Source organism: Turicibacter sp. (assembly GCF_017941855.1).
In the GTDB taxonomy this organism is placed as follows: domain Bacteria; phylum Bacillota_I; class Bacilli_A; order MOL361; family Turicibacteraceae; genus Turicibacter; species Turicibacter sanguinis.
On the sequence record NZ_JAGAVR010000005.1, the window covers coordinates 1 to 19,129 of the forward strand.

At 33.6% G+C, this 19,129-nt stretch carries 24 protein-coding genes, 1 pseudogene and 1 other annotated feature; of the genes and pseudogenes, 23 read left to right on the forward strand and 2 right to left on the reverse strand.

The window, feature by feature from the left end:
* Nucleotides 1–329: 329 nt before the first annotated feature.
* The 9 genes from J6D32_RS00655 to gltX all read left to right on the forward strand — a co-directional run bounded on the left by J6D32_RS00655 (nt 330) and on the right by gltX (nt 8,645).
* Nucleotides 330–1,907, forward strand: a complete 1,578-nt coding sequence (locus J6D32_RS00655) for an FUSC family protein (protein ID WP_009607250.1) — start codon at nt 330–332, stop codon at nt 1,905–1,907.
* Nucleotides 1,908–2,081: 174 nt separating this feature from the next.
* Entirely contained in the window at nt 2,082–3,092 is a 1,011-nt protein-coding gene (gene glpX / locus J6D32_RS00660) for a class II fructose-bisphosphatase (protein WP_006784399.1), read from the forward strand.
* Nucleotides 3,093–3,149: 57 nt separating this feature from the next.
* Complete coding sequence (gene ispD, locus J6D32_RS00665) at nt 3,150–3,830, forward strand: 2-C-methyl-D-erythritol 4-phosphate cytidylyltransferase (protein WP_006784400.1); 681 nt, start codon at nt 3,150–3,152, stop codon at nt 3,828–3,830.
* A 275-nt stretch (nt 3,831–4,105) separates the two neighbouring features.
* Entirely contained in the window at nt 4,106–4,900 is a 795-nt protein-coding gene (locus J6D32_RS00670) for a PepSY domain-containing protein (protein WP_006784401.1), read from the forward strand.
* 145 nt (nt 4,901–5,045) lie between these two features.
* Nucleotides 5,046–5,357 (forward strand): PadR family transcriptional regulator, encoded by a 312-nt coding sequence (locus J6D32_RS00675; protein ID WP_006784402.1) that lies wholly within the window; start codon nt 5,046–5,048, stop codon nt 5,355–5,357.
* A 13-nt stretch (nt 5,358–5,370) separates the two neighbouring features.
* A complete protein-coding gene (locus J6D32_RS00680) occupies nt 5,371–5,850 on the forward strand; it encodes an HAAS signaling domain-containing protein (RefSeq protein WP_155061865.1) in 480 nt (159 codons plus the stop codon).
* Between the two features lie 29 nt (nt 5,851–5,879).
* Nucleotides 5,880–6,083 carry a hypothetical protein gene (locus tag J6D32_RS00685; RefSeq protein WP_006784404.1) on the forward strand — a complete coding sequence of 68 codons (204 nt, stop codon included), beginning with the start codon at nt 5,880–5,882 and terminating at the stop codon, nt 6,081–6,083.
* 14 nt (nt 6,084–6,097) lie between these two features.
* Nucleotides 6,098–6,580 (forward strand): 2-C-methyl-D-erythritol 2,4-cyclodiphosphate synthase, encoded by a 483-nt coding sequence (gene ispF, locus J6D32_RS00690; RefSeq protein WP_006784405.1) that lies wholly within the window; start codon nt 6,098–6,100, stop codon nt 6,578–6,580.
* Between the two features lie 628 nt (nt 6,581–7,208).
* On the forward strand, nt 7,209–8,645 hold the full coding sequence (gene gltX, locus J6D32_RS00695) for a glutamate--tRNA ligase (protein ID WP_006784406.1): 1,437 nt from the start codon (nt 7,209–7,211) through the stop codon (nt 8,643–8,645).
* A gap of 21 nt (nt 8,646–8,666) precedes the next feature.
* Here gltX and J6D32_RS00700 read toward each other — a convergent pair whose 3' ends face one another.
* Complete coding sequence (locus J6D32_RS00700; protein WP_009607253.1) at nt 8,667–9,854, reverse strand: MFS transporter; 1,188 nt, start codon at nt 9,852–9,854, stop codon at nt 8,667–8,669.
* 102 nt (nt 9,855–9,956) lie between these two features.
* Here J6D32_RS00700 and J6D32_RS00705 point away from each other — a divergent pair, with 102 nt between their 5' ends.
* On the forward strand, nt 9,957–10,439 hold the full coding sequence (locus J6D32_RS00705) for an NUDIX hydrolase (RefSeq protein ID WP_009607257.1): 483 nt from the start codon (nt 9,957–9,959) through the stop codon (nt 10,437–10,439).
* A 38-nt stretch (nt 10,440–10,477) separates the two neighbouring features.
* Complete coding sequence (locus J6D32_RS00710; protein ID WP_006784409.1) at nt 10,478–10,612, forward strand: hypothetical protein; 135 nt, start codon at nt 10,478–10,480, stop codon at nt 10,610–10,612.
* Between the two features lie 25 nt (nt 10,613–10,637).
* Here J6D32_RS00710 and J6D32_RS00715 read toward each other — a convergent pair whose 3' ends face one another.
* Complete coding sequence (locus J6D32_RS00715) at nt 10,638–11,012, reverse strand: RidA family protein (RefSeq protein ID WP_006784410.1); 375 nt, start codon at nt 11,010–11,012, stop codon at nt 10,638–10,640.
* 196 nt (nt 11,013–11,208) lie between these two features.
* On the opposite strand from J6D32_RS00715, the gene ilvA reads away from it, so the two are divergent.
* From ilvA to rplL, 12 genes and pseudogenes are all read left to right on the forward strand, one after another.
* Nucleotides 11,209–12,423 carry a threonine ammonia-lyase gene (ilvA, locus tag J6D32_RS00720; protein ID WP_006784411.1) on the forward strand — a complete coding sequence of 405 codons (1,215 nt, stop codon included), beginning with the start codon at nt 11,209–11,211 and terminating at the stop codon, nt 12,421–12,423.
* A 65-nt stretch (nt 12,424–12,488) separates the two neighbouring features.
* Entirely contained in the window at nt 12,489–13,829 is a 1,341-nt protein-coding gene (gene cysS, locus J6D32_RS00725) for a cysteine--tRNA ligase (protein ID WP_006784412.1), read from the forward strand.
* A gap of 227 nt (nt 13,830–14,056) precedes the next feature.
* Nucleotides 14,057–14,449 (forward strand): Mini-ribonuclease 3, encoded by a 393-nt coding sequence (locus J6D32_RS00730; protein ID WP_006784413.1) that lies wholly within the window; start codon nt 14,057–14,059, stop codon nt 14,447–14,449.
* On the forward strand, nt 14,449–15,279 hold the full coding sequence (gene rlmB / locus J6D32_RS00735) for a 23S rRNA (guanosine(2251)-2'-O)-methyltransferase RlmB (RefSeq protein ID WP_006784414.1): 831 nt from the start codon (nt 14,449–14,451) through the stop codon (nt 15,277–15,279). The genes J6D32_RS00730 and rlmB overlap by 1 nt, the downstream gene beginning before the upstream one ends.
* 21 nt (nt 15,280–15,300) lie before the next feature.
* The gene (locus J6D32_RS00740; RefSeq protein WP_006784415.1) at nt 15,301–15,903 is read left to right on the forward strand and encodes a sigma-70 family RNA polymerase sigma factor; all 603 of its coding nucleotides are present in this window, start codon (nt 15,301–15,303) and stop codon (nt 15,901–15,903) included.
* A 71-nt stretch (nt 15,904–15,974) separates the two neighbouring features.
* On the forward strand, nt 15,975–16,124 hold the full coding sequence (gene rpmG / locus J6D32_RS00745; RefSeq protein ID WP_081448230.1) for a 50S ribosomal protein L33: 150 nt from the start codon (nt 15,975–15,977) through the stop codon (nt 16,122–16,124).
* Between the two features lie 19 nt (nt 16,125–16,143).
* Complete coding sequence (gene secE, locus J6D32_RS00750) at nt 16,144–16,323, forward strand: preprotein translocase subunit SecE (RefSeq protein WP_006784416.1); 180 nt, start codon at nt 16,144–16,146, stop codon at nt 16,321–16,323.
* A 12-nt stretch (nt 16,324–16,335) separates the two neighbouring features.
* The gene (nusG, locus tag J6D32_RS00755) at nt 16,336–16,872 is read left to right on the forward strand and encodes a transcription termination/antitermination protein NusG (RefSeq protein WP_009607237.1); all 537 of its coding nucleotides are present in this window, start codon (nt 16,336–16,338) and stop codon (nt 16,870–16,872) included.
* Between the two features lie 121 nt (nt 16,873–16,993).
* Nucleotides 16,994–17,419, forward strand: coding sequence for a 50S ribosomal protein L11 (rplK, locus tag J6D32_RS00760; protein ID WP_006784418.1), 426 nt, complete (start codon nt 16,994–16,996; stop codon nt 17,417–17,419).
* An 80-nt stretch (nt 17,420–17,499) separates the two neighbouring features.
* Nucleotides 17,500–18,195, forward strand: a complete 696-nt coding sequence (gene rplA, locus J6D32_RS00765; RefSeq protein WP_006784419.1) for a 50S ribosomal protein L1 — start codon at nt 17,500–17,502, stop codon at nt 18,193–18,195.
* 11 nt (nt 18,196–18,206) lie between these two features.
* Nucleotides 18,207–18,364 (forward strand) — a sequence feature (ribosomal protein L10 leader region).
* 25 nt (nt 18,365–18,389) lie between these two features.
* Nucleotides 18,390–18,953: a 50S ribosomal protein L10 gene (gene rplJ, locus J6D32_RS00770; protein WP_006784420.1), complete on the forward strand. Its 564-nt coding sequence runs from the start codon at nt 18,390–18,392 to the stop codon at nt 18,951–18,953.
* Nucleotides 18,954–19,009: 56 nt separating this feature from the next.
* Nucleotides 19,010–19,129 (forward strand): annotated as a pseudogene (rplL, locus tag J6D32_RS00775) (50S ribosomal protein L7/L12); the annotation flags it as partial.

A 19,129-nucleotide genomic window follows, 5' to 3' on the forward strand; every position in this document is an offset into this window, starting at 1 on the left:
CATTAAGATTAAAGCAATATCAAATAGAAATTCGTAAGACAACATAGTATTTACTCCCCTCTAATTTTCACTTGACAAATTATACATCCAAGTAAAGCATTTTACAACCTAATTTTAGGCAAAAAACGTTTTTATTGGAATTACTTTTTTACCACATTCAATATAATATTTAGACAAATTCAATATAATAAAAAAGTACATTTAAAAAGTAGTATTATGGAATTTCGAGGATTTTATACGATGAAAAGTTTATTCTCTAAACTTCATTGACAAAAATGGATATTTTTGTTATATTGCTCGACACTATTTATTTTATTGAGGTGAGAAGAATGAAAAAACAAATCATATCTAATGCATTTTTATTTCTGTCCATTATGGTTTATGTTGTTTTGTTTAAGACCATTTTTGGCCAATCTAACTTAATGGTTGGAGTTACGGTTTTAATTATTGGATTAGTTACATCTGAAAAGGATATGACTCAAAATTTAAAACTGTTATTTATTAAATTATTATTCATCTTGTTGTATATGGGATTAGCGAGTTATTTAATAACGGTTAGTGCATTTTTAACAATGTTAATTAGTATTCCATTTATTTTCTTTATGACGTATTGGACAACGATAAATGGTAAGAAAACATATCATTTCCCATATTTACTTGGATATTTATTTCTATTATTATCAGCACCAGTTTCAGATATTAAAATGCTTCCAGGACGTTTAATTTCGTTAGCGATAGGAGCATTATTAATCGTTTTATTACAATATGTAATGAACAAAGATACTTATAAGAAGATTTTAAAAAATGAAAATGAAACAGCATTAGAGCTTGTTGAAAAAAGAATCGATCGAATTTTATCTCAAGATTACAGTATTCATCCTGAAGAAATCGATGTTCTTAAACTGGGAATGAAACGTTTTATGAAAGTAACATTTGAACGTCGCAATTTAAGAACGACTTTAACAACGGATAGTATGTATCGTGTGAGTGAAATTATCTCACTTCATAAAATTTATTACTTATTAACAGATGTCTCAAATTACTACGAAGCGGGTGAAACATCAGAAGAATTATTACTAGATCTGAAATTATTAGTTCAAGGATTAAAAAATGAGGACTACGCTATTGCGGCTAAAATATTTGATAAATGGGATGAAAAAGTTTTACCTGACTTCATGCAAAAAATTAAACAGGCTTTAAAGATATTGAAATTATCTGAACAAGATGTTTATCCTGAATATAAAGAAAACATCTTGCATCAAATATTCCAAATTGATACAAAGTCACTGTCTTTTAAATTTGCTATGCGTGTGACGATTTTATTAAGTGCTGCCTTGTTCTACACCACATTCTTTAACTTAGAATATGGTCGTTGGCTATGTTTTACACTGTTAGCACTTGTTCAACCAAGTTATGAGGAAAGTAATAAGAAAACATGGATGCGATTTACAGGGACATTATTCGGTGTTATTTTATTTTTAATTTTATTTACAATCTTTAAATCTTCAACTTCACGAACGTTGATTGTGATGATTACATCGTATGTAAATATGTTCTTTAATCGATACGATTATAAAATGATTGCAACAACTATCCAATCGCTTGGAGCAGCTGTTATTGGAACAACAGGATTAATTGTTGCCCAGAATCGTGTGGGATTTGTTTTGTTAGGGGGAATAGTTGCCTTTTTAGGAAATCGATATTTATTTACAATTCGTGAAAAAGAAGCTCATACTTATTTAATGGATCTTTATGAAAAGTATAAACATTATCTTTTAGGTAATGAAAAGTATCCTCATACAGTTATTGTAGAAGCTTATCATGCCCTCGAAATGGCAGGGGACGATAACAAATATCGTGAATGGTTAAATGTTAGCTTTGATGCTTTAACTAATCCAATTCAATAACATCTAAAAACACTTTTTATCTATATGGTGAAAAGTGTTTTTTTTGATAAGGTTAAATTGAAAGAAATTATTTTTGTGAAAGTTGTTCCAAAAAAACGACAAAATTCCAACCGAGAACTTGATTTTTTGATATAATAAAATTGGAATTTTAAATCATTTATAGGAGGTTTCAACATGAGACGTGAATTAGCAATTGAGTTTTCTCGTGCCACAGAGGCAGCAGCATTAGCAGGTTACAAGTGGTTAGGACGTGGGGATAAAAACGCGGCAGATGGTGCGGCTGTTTTAGCGATGCGTCACGTATTAAATGAAATTAATATTCGCGGAGAGATTGTGATTGGTGAAGGTGAAATCGATGAGGCGCCAATGTTATACATCGGAGAACGTGTTGGAACTGGATTTGGAGACGATGTAGATATCGCGGTAGATCCAATTGAAGGAACTCGTATGACAGCAATGGGACAGGCTAATGCTATGACAACCCTTGCCGTTGGTGAAAAAGGATCTTTCTTAAAAGCACCAGATATGTACATGGAAAAACTAATCGTTGGGCCAAAAGCGAAAGGTGTTATTGATTTAAACTTATCTTTAGAAGAAAATATTCGTCGTGTTGCCAAAGCAGTTAATAAGCCATTATCTGCTGTAACAGTGATGACACTTGCTAAACCACGTCATGATGAGCAAATTAAACAAATGCAGGCTTTAGGAGTGCGTGTATTTGCGATTCCAGATGGAGATGTTGCAGCTTCAATTTTAACATGTATGCCATTTAGTGAAGTTGATATGGTTTATGGAATTGGTGGAGCACCAGAAGGTGTTGTTTCTGCTGCTGTAATCCGTGCACTTGATGGAGATATGCAAGGACGTTTAGTTTTACGTAAAGATGTTAAAGGTGAGACAGAAGAAAATATTAAAATGAGTGAGGATGAAGCTCGTCGTTGTGAAGAAATGGGAGTTAAACCAAACGAAATTTTAAAACTTGAGGATATGGCGAAAAGTGATAATGTTATCTTCTCAGCAACAGGAATCACTAAAGGTGATTTATTAGATGGAATCACATGTGAAGATGGAATTGCCACAACTGAAACATTAGTTATTCGCGGAAAATCAAGAACTGTTCGTCGTATTCAATCAATTCATTATCTAGATCGTAAAGACGACCAAATTAAAGAAATCATTTTATAATTTTTTAAACTAGCCTCCTATCAATAGGAGGCAACTTTTACATATGAGGTGAAAGACATGTACGCTGCAATTATTTTATCAGCCGGAATTGGAAGTCGAATGGGATTGGGTTACAATAAAATGTTATATGAAATTAACAACCAACCTGTTGTGGTTCATACCTTGAAAAAATTCTTAAAAAATGCAAACTGTGGACAACTTATATTAGTTGTTAATCCAACTGAAATAGATACGATGCAAAATATCTTAGAAGGTGCTAATATAATGGATTCGCGTATTCGAATTGTTCGAGGTGGAAGCGAACGACAATATAGTGTCTACAATGGGCTTCAGATGGTTACTGAGGATGTTGTTTTAGTTCATGATGGAGCGCGACCTTTTGTGACGCAACGTATGATTGATGAATGTTATCAGCAAGCTCTAAGTCATCATCCGTCTATTGTAGCAGTGCCTGTAAAGGATACGATTAAACGTGTAGTTGACGGTGTCGTAGTTGAAACTCCTGATCGCTCGCAAATATATGCTGTTCAGACACCGCAAGCAGCCCCAACTTCTTTATTAAAGCAAGCACATGAACGTGCAAAAAAAGCAGAATTTTTAGGGACTGATGAGGCAAGCTTAATAGAGAAGTTTACAAAATCAACTGTTAATGTGGTACGAGGAGACTATACTAATATTAAACTAACAACTCCAGAAGATTTAGTAATGGCAAAGCAATTAATGAAGGGAACCCTATAGATATTTAATAGCTAAAATGAATTGAAATAAGTGAATCATATTTTATGTCGTTAAACAAGAAATTCAAATTACGATAAAAAAATAGCCAACGAAAAAAATTTCGTTGGCTATTTTTATACAAGCTACTAGACAATGTATAGTAGTGTTTGTTATACTACTAGTGTGTAATACACAGTAGGAGATGAATAACTAAAATTTATCACGATGTTATACATTAAAATTTAATTTTTTTATAAAAATAAAAATAATAATTAAGATATAAGGAGTAGATTTTTATGAAAAAGACACTATTATATTCAATGTTAGTAACAGGGGCATTTTTATTCGGATGTTCTTCTGCTCCTCAAACGACTAATCCATCAACTACTCAAACAGAAACTCCGATAACTTCCCAGAATCCTAATTCAACAAATATTAGCGGTGCGCAAGTGACAATTACTGAAGAGCAAGCAAAAGAGATTGCTTTGAAAGAAGTCGGATCAGGAAATGTTATTGAATTCTCATACGATATGGATGATATTATTCCAAATTATGATATTACGATTGTGAATGGTACGACTGAATATGAATTTGAAATCAGTGCTGTTGATGGAAGTATTTTAAAACGTAGTAGTGAACAAAATCCACTAATCACTAATGAAGTAAAGATTGATGAGGCAAAAGTAAAAGAAATTATAAATAATCAAGTCAATGGAACAATTGTTGGAATTAAATTGGACCGCGATGACTACCTTCCGGTTTATGATGTTACAGTAGTAGATGGAACATATAAATATGAATTTGAAGTCAGTGCGATGGATGGAAGTATTTTGAGTAAAGACCAAGAATTAATTAACCAAGCATCTAATATAAATACTAATCAAGGATTAAATATTGATCAAACTAAAGCGAAGGAGATTGCATTAGGCCAAGTAAATAGTGGCGTAATTGGCGAATTTTCATTAGATTATGAACGAGGAATTCCTGTATATGAGATTACTGTTTATGAGGGAAGAACTGAATACGAATTCGAAATTAGTGGGATTGATGGAAGTATTATTTCTCGCAGTGTGGATACAAATTTAGATTAATATAGCCGAATAAAAGGTTAGAAAATATTTTAAATTTGAAAGACTTGTGGTATTATATCACAAGTCTTTTTGATGGATTTCTTGCTAAAAGACTATCTGTAAGGGAGGTTTAGGGTAACAATTTGTTGTTATTAATAATGAGATTATGAATGCACAATATAAAAAGGGTGTTTTAGAATTATGTGTTTTAAAATTAATTGAAAAAACGGATTTGTACGGTTACGAAATGGTTCAAAAACTTTCATATTATATAGAGGTGACTGAGAGTACAATTTATCCATTATTAAGAAGATTAACGAAAGAAGGCTATTTAGAAACTTATAATAAAGAGTCAACTGAAGGTCCGACGAGAAAATATTATTCAATAACAGATAAAGGTGAAGAATATTTAGCAAAACTTTTAAAAGAATGGAATCAAATGGTTGAATCCGTTCATCGTTTATTCGAAGGAGTGTGATTAGTCAGTGGATATGATTAACCAATGGCTAGAAGAGTTAGAGCGAGAATTACAAGATATTTTAGAAGAGGACCGATTAGAAATCTTATCTTCTTATAAAGAACAAGTTAATGAAATGAAAGAGTTAGATATAGATGAAGAGGAGATATTATCTAGATTAGGATGGCCTAAAAAGGTAGCACAAGAAGTTAAGCAATCATTAGATTATACTGAATCTCGTTTCCCCGCTGATAAAGATGATTCAAAGGTAGAAAAGCCAAAATCTAATGAAAAAGGTTTTAAAAAAGGTATCTCTATCTGTGCTATCATAGCATCTTTATGTGTCTCGATTTTATTTTTTATGACGAGTTTTCGTTTTATAATTGGAAGTATTTTTTTAATGTCTTTTTCAATCGGACTTGCGATTGCAGTATTAGGAGTGACACTAATTTTATTTAATATTGGGGTTGCGTCACTTTATACAGGTTATTTGATCTATAAACGACTTAATTAAGAATCAATTGAGGAATGTAGGTGAATTCAATGAGAAAGAAAGGTTTAGAGCTTTATTTAATTATTTCGAGTCTAGTTGCCGTTATTATTGTGATAGTGTGTTCTGTAGTTACGGTATCATCTAATATCGTGATAAAACAAAGCTTACATCAAGGAGTCCTTTTTGATTTAATCGAGTTAAAATCACAGGGGATGATTGAACTAGATGACTTATTTGATGATATTTTTGATTAGAAAGGAAGATTTTGATGATTCGAATTGGCCATTCAACTGATATCCATCAGTTAGTAGAGGGACGCAAATTAATTTTAGGTGGAGTTGAGATTGAGCATACAAAAGGATTACTTGGACATAGTGATGCTGATGTATTATGCCACGCAATAACAGAAGCAATTATTGGTGCTTTAGCAAAAGGTGATATCGGAACTCATTTTCCAGATACTGATCCAACTTACAAAGGAGTCGATTCACGTGTTCTATTGCGCGGAGCCTTTAAAATGATGGATGAAGCGGGATATTGCTTAGGAAATTTAGATGCGACAATTTATGCTGAAAGACCTAAAATGCGACCACATATCGACTCGATGCGTCAAAATATTGCGAGTGATTTAAATGCTTCAATGGATCAAGTTAATGTAAAAGCTACTCGTGGTGAAAAGTTAGGGTTTGTGGGGCGAGAAGAAGGAATAGCTTCAGAGTGTGTTGTTTTATTATTCAAAAAGACTAATTAACACAATATTAACGCGATGTTACCCGTTAATTAATCTCTGAGATATTGATACAAGGTATAATCAATTATGATATGCCCCCTATATTTTAATAAAGCTAAAGAATTACTTCTTTGGCTTTATTCATTTATAAAGCAAAAAGCACCTCGCTAATGAGGTGCTTTTTAGTTATCCACAGTTTTAATTTTAAAACGGAATCACTTCAGATCTCATATAATTCCTCTTTTCATTGTAGATATTGTTTTCATAGGTAACATTCCCTTCTCCTTTCACCTAATTAGATAAAATAATATTAAATGTTGTAATACATTTACCAAAAAGTGAATCTTTTTTTAGATTCATCGTTTTCGTAAAGATTTAATAACAAGCCAAACGATTGCAATTAGAACAATAGTCGATAGTATTTGTAACGTTAAATTAATCCAATCTGGCATTACATATATTTGCATCTCATCCCCTCCGGTAGATTCATCATATCATAAATCTATTCTTTAATGACTTAGAATCATGGTAAAATCAGTGTCTTGGGCGCAATTTTTTTTAATAATCTTTAATATTTTGTTTCAATCGTATATAATATGAAAAGAATAACAATAGTACAGTTATTATGTTTAAATAGGAGGCAATATTTATGACAGTTCGTGTTCGTTATGCACCAAGTCCAACAGGATTTTTACATATCGGAAATGCTCGTTCAGCATTATACAATTATTTATTTGCGAAACATTACGGTGGAGATTTTATTTTACGTATTGAAGATACTGACTTAGAGCGCAACGTTGAAGGTGGAGAAGAGTCTCAAATGAACTTTTTACGTTGGTTAGGAATTGAATGGGATGAGTCTGTTGATTGTGGTGGAGAATATGGCCCATACCGTCAATTAGAACGTTTAGATATTTATCGTCAATATGTAGAAGAATTAATCGAAAAAGGATTAGCTTATAAATGCTATTGTACAAGTGAAGAACTTGAGGCAGAACGCGAAGCTTTATCTACTCATGGTCATGATAATATCCATTATTCTCGTCGTTGTTTAAATGCAACAGAAGAAGAAAAGAAAGAATTAGAAGCACGTGGAGAATACGTGGTTCGTATTAAAGTTCCTGAAAATGAAGAATACACATTCAATGATATCGTTCGTGGAGAGGTTACTTTTAAATCAGAAGATTTTGGTGATTGGGTTATCATGAAAAGTAACGGAATCCCAACGTATAACTTTGCAGTAGTTGTGGATGATCACTTAATGAAAATTACTCATGTTTTCCGTGGTGAAGAGCATTTAACAAATACTCCAAAACAAATGATGGTTTATCGTGCTTTTGGATGGGATATTCCTCAATTTGGTCATATGACATTAATCGTTAACGAAAATGGTAAGAAATTATCAAAACGTGACAAAGATACAGTTCAATTCATTGAACAATATGCTAACATGGGATATTTACCAGAAGCATTATTTAACTTCATTGCATTATTAGGATGGTCTCCTGCAATTGAAGAAGAGATTTTATCGCATGAACAATTAATTGAATTATTTGATGAAAAACGTTTATCTAAATCACCATCTACATTCGATAAAAATAAATTATCATACATTAATAACCGCTACATCAAAGCATTAGAAGATGAAGAGTTATTAGAATTATGTATGCCTCACTTAGTTGAAGAGGGAATTTTAGAAGGAAAAACAACAGCATGGGCAATGGAATTAATCTCATTATTCCATGATCGCTTGTCATATGGTGCTGAGATTGTTGATTTATATGATGAATTCTTCTCAGAAGAATTAGAATTAGACGAAGAAGCACAAGCTTTCATTGCACAAGATGGTGTATCTGAAACGTTAAAAGCATTCAAAACAGAATTAGAAGCATTAGAAGATTTCAATGCTGAAGGAATCCAAGCCGCAATTAAAGCAGCTGGAAAAGCAGCGGGAGCAAAAGGTAAAATGTTATTCATGCCTTGCCGTATTGCAACAACTGGGCAAATGCACGGTCCAGATTTACCAAAAGCATTAGCTTTATTAGGTAAAGAAACAGTTGTTGGACGTATTGCAAAATTCATCTAATGAAATACTAAAACCTCAGAATTAATCTGAGGTTTTTTTTGATTTTAAGGCGAGTAAGATTAAAAGAAGATAGATAATAGTAATAAAAAAATAGAGGGTCCAAACTACACTATAATTGAAATAATCAACAATAAATCCTGTAATAACAGGACCTAATGCTCCACCGAGTGTGAAAATCATATTAATCACTCCTAGATACATGGCGTAATGTTCTTGTCCAAATAAAGCGCTTGTTCCATAGGTAGGGACTAAAGAGGGTAAACATAAACAAATACCAAACAGAGCGGCGAAAACAAAAAGGAGTGATGGAATGGTTCCTAAAAGTAAACAGACATAACCGATAAGAGCCATTGAGACTAATAGAATAATTGATTTAGTTAATTTTACTTTATCAAAAATATATCCTCCGATTAAACTCCCCATTAATGCGAAAAGTGCTTGAGTTGAACCGACATTTGCATTAAACGGAAGTGGATGGCCTAGATAAATTAAATATGATTGAATATGCATCTTAGTTCCTGAAATACACATCCCGAGTAAGAAGAGACCGACTATAAATAAAATTAGCCGTGGACTCCACTGAATATCTTTATATGAAAATTTTTCTTTTTTTTTAGCTTTAATGGTTGTATCTGGTGGCATCCTCATAATGAAGAGTGCTAGCGGTAGACAAACTACAATAATGATAATGCCAAGAATAGCATAGGTGAAGGTGTATCCTTTACTGATCAGTAACCTTGAAACCACCTGCATCCATATAAAAGACCCTGTTCCCGCTCCTGCCGTTGAAATTCCTAATGCTAATCCTTTTTTATCCTTAAACCAGTGTGTTAGTGTTGTAGCAATCGGAATGGTAGTTAAACAGGTTAGCCCTATTCCGACAATAATGGCAATGCAATAGAACATCCAAATTTTTGTAGCGAGAGAATAACAGAAAAATCCACTGCCGGTTAAAATAGCTCCGATACTCATAATGAGTTTAAGTGGAAGTTTTGTTAGTAGTTTTCCGATAATTGGAGACATTAGTGAGGTCGTGATTGCACCTATCGTAAAAATGAATGAAAAGGATGAGAGTGAGAATCCTAAGTCTTTGGTGACGGGATCTAAAAATAATGTCGTAATATTATTAACAATACTAAATGCAACACCCATAATTAAAAAACATGATAGTAAAACAAGCCATTTATAAAATTCTAATTTCTTACTCATTTGTTCACACTCCAAATAAATCGTATAGTTTAGAATTTGATAAATAGACTAGGATTATGTATAAATATCGGGTATTGTATTTATTAGAAAAGGGGAATTAAAATGGATGTAACTTTTCAAACGGATGTTGGACGCTTTAACTACCGTGTGGCTGGCGTATTAATTCATGAGAATCGGCTGCTTGTCATGACCGATGAACGCTCACCCTATTATTATTTACCAGGTGGGAGAGTGTCGATGAATGAGGAAAGTACTATGGCTATTAAACGAGAAATAAAAGAAGAATTGGACGTGGAGGTTGAAGCGACTCAATTACTATGGATCGTTGAAAATTTCTTCGTCGAGCAACAAAGCCAAGAACAATTTCATGAAATTGGAATGTACTACTTGCTTCAGTTAACAGAGGAAGACATTTTAAAAAGAGGTCAGGAGTTTATCATGAATGAAGGTGGATATAAAAAACTATCTTTCCTATGGCTACCTTTAGAAAAAATTAAACATCTAAATATTTATCCATTGTTTTTAAAAGAACGCATCATGAATTTACCACAGGTGCCAGAACATTTGGTTGAAATAAAAGAATAATGATTGGCATAGTATCTACTAAGAGGGGAGAGCTAAGTATGTTTGGACAGTTCTTAATTATCGTATCTGTTTTTGCTTTAATCATCTGGTTTTGGGTGCTTGTTTTTAAACTATTAATTAGAGCAAATAAAGCTTTGCAAATTTATATTGATAATCAAACAAAAAATCTCTAGTTCAGCACTAGAGATTTTTTAGTTATTATTTAACTGCAATTGCTTCAATTTCGATTTTAGCATCGCGTGGTAAACGGGCTACTTGTACACAAGCTCGTGCTGGTTTGTGGGCTGAGAAGTATTCTCCGTATACCGCATTTACTGCAGAAAAATCATTCATATCAGCTAAGAAAATTCCACATTTTACGACATTTTCTAATGTATATCCCGCTTCAGTTAAAATAGCTTGAATATTTTTTAAACATTGGTGAGTTTGAGCTTCGATTTCATCAGATACAAACTCCATTGTTTGTGGGTCTAATGGGATTTGTCCTGAAATATAAAGTGTTCCATTTGCTTCAATAGCTTGAGAATAAGGTCCAATGGCTTTTGGAGCATTATCTGTTGCAATAATATTCATTAGTAGTTCCTCCTCATCAGTTTACGAGCATCCTTAAGAGTGTCCGTTTAAAATTAAGAATTTATTCATCATTTTTATTATACCATATCCATATAATGGTTTTAAGAGTTATGATGCATGAGTTTGTGTGATAGAATAAGACTATAAAATGAAGGAAAAAACGAAATAATGAATGCTGTAGCGGAGGGGACCTATCGTGAATACTGTAACGTTTGAAATGATAAAAGAAGCAGCACAAAACTTAAAAGGAGTTATTAAAGAAACAGATTTCTGTTTTGCAGAATCATTAAGTGAGCGTAGTGGAGCAGAAGTGTATTTAAAATTAGAAAATCTTCAGCAATCAGGATCATTTAAAATCCGAGGTGCTTATAATAAGATGCTTCATTTAAGTGATGAAGAAAAACAATGTGGTGTTGTTGCATCAAGTGCTGGGAATCACGCACAAGGTGTTGCAATTAGTGCAACGAAACTTGGCATCAAATCGACCATTGTCATGCCAAGGAGTGCACCGTTTGCTAAAATCTTTGCTACTCGCAATTATGGTGGTGAAGTGGTTTTAGAAGGAGAAATCTACGACGAGGCATATCAAAAAGCATTAGAAATTAAAGAAGCAACTGGAGCAACATTTGTTCACCCATTTAATGACCCTTACGTTATTGCAGGGCAAGGAACAATTGGTCTTGAAATGATTGAAGAACAACCAGATTTAGATGTCGTGTTAGTTCCAATCGGCGGAGGTGGAATTGCAGCAGGAATTGCAATGGCTATTAAAACATTAAATCCAAATACTAAAGTCATTGGAGTTCAAACAGAAAATGCCCCATCGATGTATCAATCAATTAAAGACGGGAAAATTGGCACAGTGAAGGTTACTAAATCGATTGCAGATGGAATTGCAGTCGCAACCCCAGGTGATGTTACGTTCCCATTAATTCAGCAATACGTTGATGAAGTTATCACAGTATCTGAAACTCAAATTTCGCAGGCTTTCTTATTATTGCTTGAAAACTGTAACTTGGTGTGTGAAGGTGCAGGAGCAGTTTGTGTTGCTGCAATTCTTTCAAATCAGCTAGACCTTAAAGGTAAGAAAGTCGGTGCCGTTCTGTCCGGAGGAAATATCGATACTAATCTTATTGAAAGTATTATTAATCATGCTATGATGTCTCTTGGACGTCGAACAAAAATTCAAGTTTCAATTGCAGATCGTCCTGGTGAGTTGAATGCTTTCTTAGATACAATCGCAGAGGAACTCGGTAATCTTATTATGATTCGACAAAATAGATATCGTGAAGGATTATCAATGTATCAATTAGGAGTGACGGTCGTTATTGAAACGTTAGACGCTGCTCATAAAGAACGCGTCATTCAAAAATTAATCGAATCAGGTTATGAGATTGAGTATACAAACTAGATAATTTTAGCGAAATATATTAAAATGAAAATAACATCAAGAAAAAGATAGGAGTTGGACTCACGATGCTAATTTATAATACGTATACGCGTGAGAAAGAAGAATTTAGACCGATTGAAGAAAACAAAGTGAGAATGTATATTTGTGGACCAACTGTTTACAACTATATTCATATCGGAAATGCACGTCCTGTTCTGTTTTTCGATTTAGTACATCGCTATTTTAAATATTTAGGATACGAAGTAGAATTTGTTTCAAACGTAACAGATGTTGATGATAAAATCATTAACCGTGCGATTGAAGAAGGTGTGACAGAAGCACAAATTTCTGAAAAATATTTAAACTACTTTTTAGAATGTAATAAAGCATTAAATGCTTTACCATTAACAGCAATGCCAAAAGTAACAGAAAGTATGGATTCAATGATTGAATTTATTAACCAATTAGTTGAGCGTGATTTTGCTTATGCAGTTGATGGAGACGTTTACTTCCGTATTGATAAAGTTCGTGAATACGGACAATTATCAGGTAAGAAAATCGATGAATTAGAAGTTGGAGCTCGTATTGCAGAAGACTCTAAAAAAGAAAATCCTTTAGACTTCGTTTTATGGAAAAAAACAGATAAAGGAATTACATGGGATTCACCTTGGGGTGCAGGGCGTCCTGGTTGGCATACAGAATGCGTTGTGATGATTAATAACCAATTCCATGGAAAAATTGATATCCATGGAGGTGGAACTGATTTACAATTCCCTCATCATGAAAATGAAATTGCTCAATCATTATGTATGTATGAACACAACATCGCAAACTATTGGATGCATGTTGGACGTTTAGGATTAAATAATGAGAAAATGAGTAAATCAATCGGAAATGTTATCAATGTTAAAGATTTAATTGAACAAATCGATGCTAATGCCTTCCGTTTATTTATGTTATCAGTTCATTATCGTCAACCAATTAACTACACTGAAGAAAACATCCAATTAGCAGTTAAAGAATGGCAAAAAGTAAAATCGACTTATGATCAATTACATTTAAAACTTGATTTAGCTGGTGCACTTGATGTAGAACCATCAGTAGTTCCTGAAATTGAAGCTCTAATGAACCAGTTTGTTGAAGCTTTAGAAGATGACTTCAATACCGCAAATGCTATTGCAAGTTTATATGGTGTGATTAAAGAAATTAATAAAATGGTTCGTGCGAAAGCATCAGATGAAGCAAACCGCTATGCTTTAATGACATTACAAAATATGACTTATATTTTCGGATTTGATTTAAACAAAAAACGTTTAACAGATGAAGAACGTGAATTAATGCAAGCTTGGGAAGAGGCAAGAAAAGCAAAAGACTTTGCTAAAGCAGATGAATTACGTGGAAAATTACAGGCTTTAAATGTTTTATAAAATAAGATATGATAAAAAAGACTCCAAAATCAGTGGAGTCTTTTTTATTTTAAAAAATGAGTTTTAGGAAAACCATCTTAAAATTGAAACTTTTTTAGGGTAAAAAGTGATAGAATAGTGTCAAACTGAGGCGAATTCAAGAAAACAAGTCCGTTTTATTGCTTTTTCGTTAAAAGATAAAAAAGTAGTGTATAATAATGACGATATCAAAGAAGGCGCGTGAAATAATGGAAGCAAATCAGATGAATAGTACGATGCTGGCATTTGTCGGTGATTCATATTATGACTTAAAAATTCGAGAAATGTTATGCAAGAGTGGGGTTAATAAACCAAACAGACTTCACCAATTGGCAGTTAAATATGTATCAGCACATGCTCAAGCCACTACATTAGCATATTTAATTGAAATAGAATTTTTAACAGAGAAAGAATTAGAAGTAGTGAAAAAAGGACGTAACACGAAAAGTCGTTCCGTACCTAAAAACACAGATGTCTTAACATATGCTCATAGTACAGCATTCGAGGCTTTAATTGGATACTTATATTTAACAGAACAATTTGATCGTTTAGATGCAATTGTGAGCAAAAGTATTGAATATAAAAATGGAGTGACAAACTAATGGCGAAAAAAGAAGTTAAAAAAGACAAAAAACGTGAAGTAAAAAAAGATAGCCGTCGCGAAAACAAAAAAGAAAGTAAATACGAAGTCATTTATGGAAAAAATACAGTCAATGAAGTATTAGAATCAAAACGTAAAGTTTTTGAAGTGATTGTAGCAGACACAGTAGCAAAAGCGGAAAGAGGATTGATGGCGACAATCGAGAAAAAACAAATTCCTTGCAAAGTGTTACCTCGTCAAAAATTCGAACAATTAGCAAAGGATAAATATGATGCACGTGGAAATCATCAAGGTGTATTAGCACTTGTTGAACCTTATGCTTATATGCCATTACCTGATTTAATTGCAAAGGCAACTCAAAAGGAAGAACCAGCTTTCATCATCATTCTAGATGGATTAGAAGATCCACATAACTTAGGTGCAATCTTACGTACTGCTGATGCAGCGGGAGTGGATGGAATTGTTATTCGAAAAGATCGTTCAGTTGGATTAACAAGTACAGTAGCTAAGTTATCAACGGGAGCAATCGAACATATTCCAGTTGCATGTGTTGCAAACTTAACGGTTGCTATTAATCAATTAAAAGAAGCGGGACTCTGGATTGCTGGGACAGATGCAAGTGAAGCTCAAGACTATCGTACTTTAGATGCTACATTACCATTAGGTCTTGTAATTGGTAGCGAGGGAAAAGGAATGAGTCGATTAGTTCGTGAAGCTTGTGATTTTAAAGTTTACTTACCAATGCGTGGACATGTTACTTCATTAAATGCATCAGTTGCAGCAGCTTTATTGATGTATGAAATTTATAACAAGCGCAATCCTATAAAATAATAACTATACTGGAGGTATAATGTGACGGTAGAATATAACGATTATGAGTTAGTGTATTTAGTACGTGAGCAAAACGAAGAGGCGCTTCACATCATCATAGAAAAATACTCACCTTTGATCGGAAAAATTGCATCTTCTTATTATGGAATTGGATATGACTATCAAGATTTTTTTCAAGAAGGCCGTATGGCATTTATAAAAGCAATCTATTCTTTTGATGAAAATTCAAACTACAGTTTTTATTCCTATGCAATGACTTGTGTAAGAAATGCGATTACGACAAGCTACCGAAGATTAAAACGAACATCTGGTCTTGACCAACTAACGGATTATGATGAGCATCCGTTAGTTTCCACATTAGAAACTCCAGGATATTATCACTATGATAGTGAATATACGTATTTAAACGAAAAGTTAATTATTGAAATGGCAATGAATAGTGATAAAATATTGTCGCCATTTGAGAAACAATGTTTGAAATACTTCTTATTAGGTCATAATTATAATGAGATTGCTATAATATTAAACCTGTCCCCTAAGAAAATTGATAATGCTTTAAGCCGGTGTAAAAGTAAATTAAAGAATTTAAATAAAATGAATTCCTCTATTGGTGAAAGTTTCTAGCTTTATTGACAATGAAGCTTCTTTTTGATAGAGTAGATTAAGTTAAGATATAAAAAGTTGTGAGGGATAAAATGCGTACAAAAGTAATATTAGCTTGTGATGAATGCCTAAGTCGCAACTATTCAACAGTTAAGAATAAACAAACACACAGCGAGCGTCTTGTAGTTAAAAAATTCTGCAAACGCTGTGGAAAACATACAATGCATAAGGAAACAAAATAATCTACTAGGGGGCAGTTTAATGAATCAAGTTAAAGGGTTTTTTAAAGGTGTATCTGCAGAATTAAAGAAGATTACTTGGCCAACTGAAAAAGAGATGAAAAGTTATACTTTTCAAGTACTAGTATTCGTCGCATTACTAACAGTATTCTTCTTTGTAGTTGACTTAGTAATTTCCCAAGTAATGAATTTACTAGGGTAGGAGGTCATGATAGTGGAAAAACGTTGGTATGTTGTACAAACGTATGCTGGATACGAAAATAAAGTTATGACTAACTTATTAAAACGTATCGAGACAATGAATATGCAAGAAAAAATCTTCCGTGTATTAATTCCGGAAGAAAAAGAAGTAAAAATTAAAGATGGTGTTCGCAAAGAAAAAATGCGCAAAACTTTCCCAGGTTATGTATTAGTTGAAATGATTGATACAGATGATTCTTGGTATATGGTTCGTAATACTCCAGGAGTAACTGGATTCTTAGGATCAAGTGGAAAAGGAACTCGCCCAGTACCATTACCAACGGAAGAAGTTATGCCGATTCTTAAGAAAATGGGAATTACAAGTGTGGAAGTATCGCTTGATATTCAAGTTGGTCAACGTGTATTAGTAGCAGCTGGACCATTTTCTGGACAAGTTGGAACAATTGAGTCAATTGACCAAGAACATAGCAAAGTCAGCGTATTGGTTGACCTATTCGGACGTGAAACTCCAGTAGAATTAGATTTTAATCAAATTTGTGAAGTTGAATAAAAAAATTGTTGCCTAAAGTAAAAAAAGGTGATAAACTATCGTAGTTGATATGAGACTCATATCAAGTGGGAGGGTAAAAAACCCAAATAACCACATCACGGACTTAGAGGAGGTGTGTCGCGTGGCAAAAGCAGTAAAAAGTATTGTAAAATTACAAATTCCTGCAGGAAAAGCAAATCCAGCTCCACCAGTAGGTCCAGCATTAGGGCAAGCAGGTGCGAACATTCAAGGATTCTGTCAAGAATTTAATGAGCGTACACGTGAACAAATGGGAAGTATTATTCCAGTAGTAATCACAGTTTATGAAGATCGTTCATTTACATTCATTACAAAAACTCCACCAGCATCAGACTTATTAAAGAAAGCTGCTGGAATCACAAGTGGTTCAGCTCAACCTCATAAGGTAAAAGTTGCTACTTTAACAAAAGATCAAATTCGCACAATTGCTGAGACTAAAATGTCTGACTTAAATGCGAATACAGTGGAAGCTGCAATGCGTATTATTGAAGGTTCTGCAAGACAAATGGGAATCGTTGTAGAAGACTAATCTACATGTTTTAGGTTGTAGATTACAACCTAAATCTGTGGGAGGAGATTCCGTTAACCACAATTTAGGAGGTATTTAGAATGGCTAAAAAAGGTAAAAAATTCATCGAAGCCAAAAAACTAGTTGATTCTACTACATTATATGCTGTAGAAGAAGCTGTAGAATTAGTTAAAAAAACTAATGTTGCTAAATTCGATGCAACTGTAGATGTAGCATTCCGTTTAGGAGTTGACCCACGTAAAGCGGATCAACAAATTCGTGGAGCTATGGTATTACCTCACGGAACTGGTAAAGTTCGCTCAGTATTAGTATTCGCTAAAGGTGAAAAAGCTAAAGAAGCTGAAGCAGCTGGAGCAGATTTCGTAGGAGATAGCGATATGATCAACAAAATCCAACAAGGTTGGATGGAGTTTGATGTAGTAGTAGCTACACCAGATATGATGGCTGAAGTAGGTAAATTAGGACGCGTTTTAGGACCACGTGGTTTAATGCCAAACCCTAAAACTGGAACTGTAACTATGGACGTTACTAAAGCAATCAATGAAATCAAAGCTGGTAAAGTAGAATACCGCGTTGATAAAGCTGGAAATATCCACGTTCCAATTGGTAAAGTTTCATTTGAAAACGAAAAATTAGTTGGAAACTTCAAAGCAATCTACGATACAATCTTAAAAGCTAAACCATCTGCAGCTAAAGGAACTTATGTTAAGAATGTTGCTATTTCTTCAACAATGGGACCTGGTATCAAAGTTGCATCTGAATCATTAGAAAAATAATTTTTCTCATTGATAATCGAATAGAATTACCGTAGACAGTAGGGGCTTATGCTTAATCATCCTACCGAGGTTTTGGATATATATAATTTATTTATTTTCATGCCTTAGTTATGCCCTTCTGTCCACGAACTTAATAGATTGTGGGCTCAAGGGCTTTTCTACGGACGTATAATTAAACTTAGGAGGTGTGAATAATGAGCGCTACTGCAATTGAAATGAAATCACAATTAGTTGCTGAGTATGCAGGTCAATTCAAAGAATCAGCTTCTTTAGTTGTTGTTGATTACCGTGGGTTAACTGTATCTGAAGTTACTGAATTACGTAAACAATTACGTGCTGAAGGTGTTGAATTCAAAGTATTAAAAAACAATATCTCTCGTCGTGCTGTAACTGAAGCTGGATTCGAAGGTTTATCTGAAGCATTCGTTGGTCCAACTGCTGTTGCTTACTCAAAAGAAGACGTTGTTGCACCTGCACGCGTATTATACAACTTCTCGAAAGAACACCAAGCTTTAGAATTAAAAGCTGGTTTAATCGAAGGTTCTGTTGCTACGTTAGAGCAAGTTATGGAATTAGCTAAGTTACCAAACCGCGAAGGTTTATTATCTATGTTACTTTCTGTATTACAAGCTCCAATGCGCAATATGGCATGTGTTGTTAAAGCTGTTTCTGAACAAAAAGAAGCTGGTGTTGAGGCACCTGTAGCTGAGGCTGCTGCTGAAACAACTGAAGTGGCTGAAGAGGCTACTGCTGAATAATTTTAAATAAAAATTAATTCAACAGGTATACCCTGAATTTGAAGGAGGAAAATAAAATGGCAAAATTAACTGCTGCTGAAATGATCGAAGCGATCAAAGAAATGTCAGTTTTAGAATTAAACGAATTAGTTAAAGCTATCGAAGAAGAATTTGGTGTAACTGCTGCTGCTCCTGTA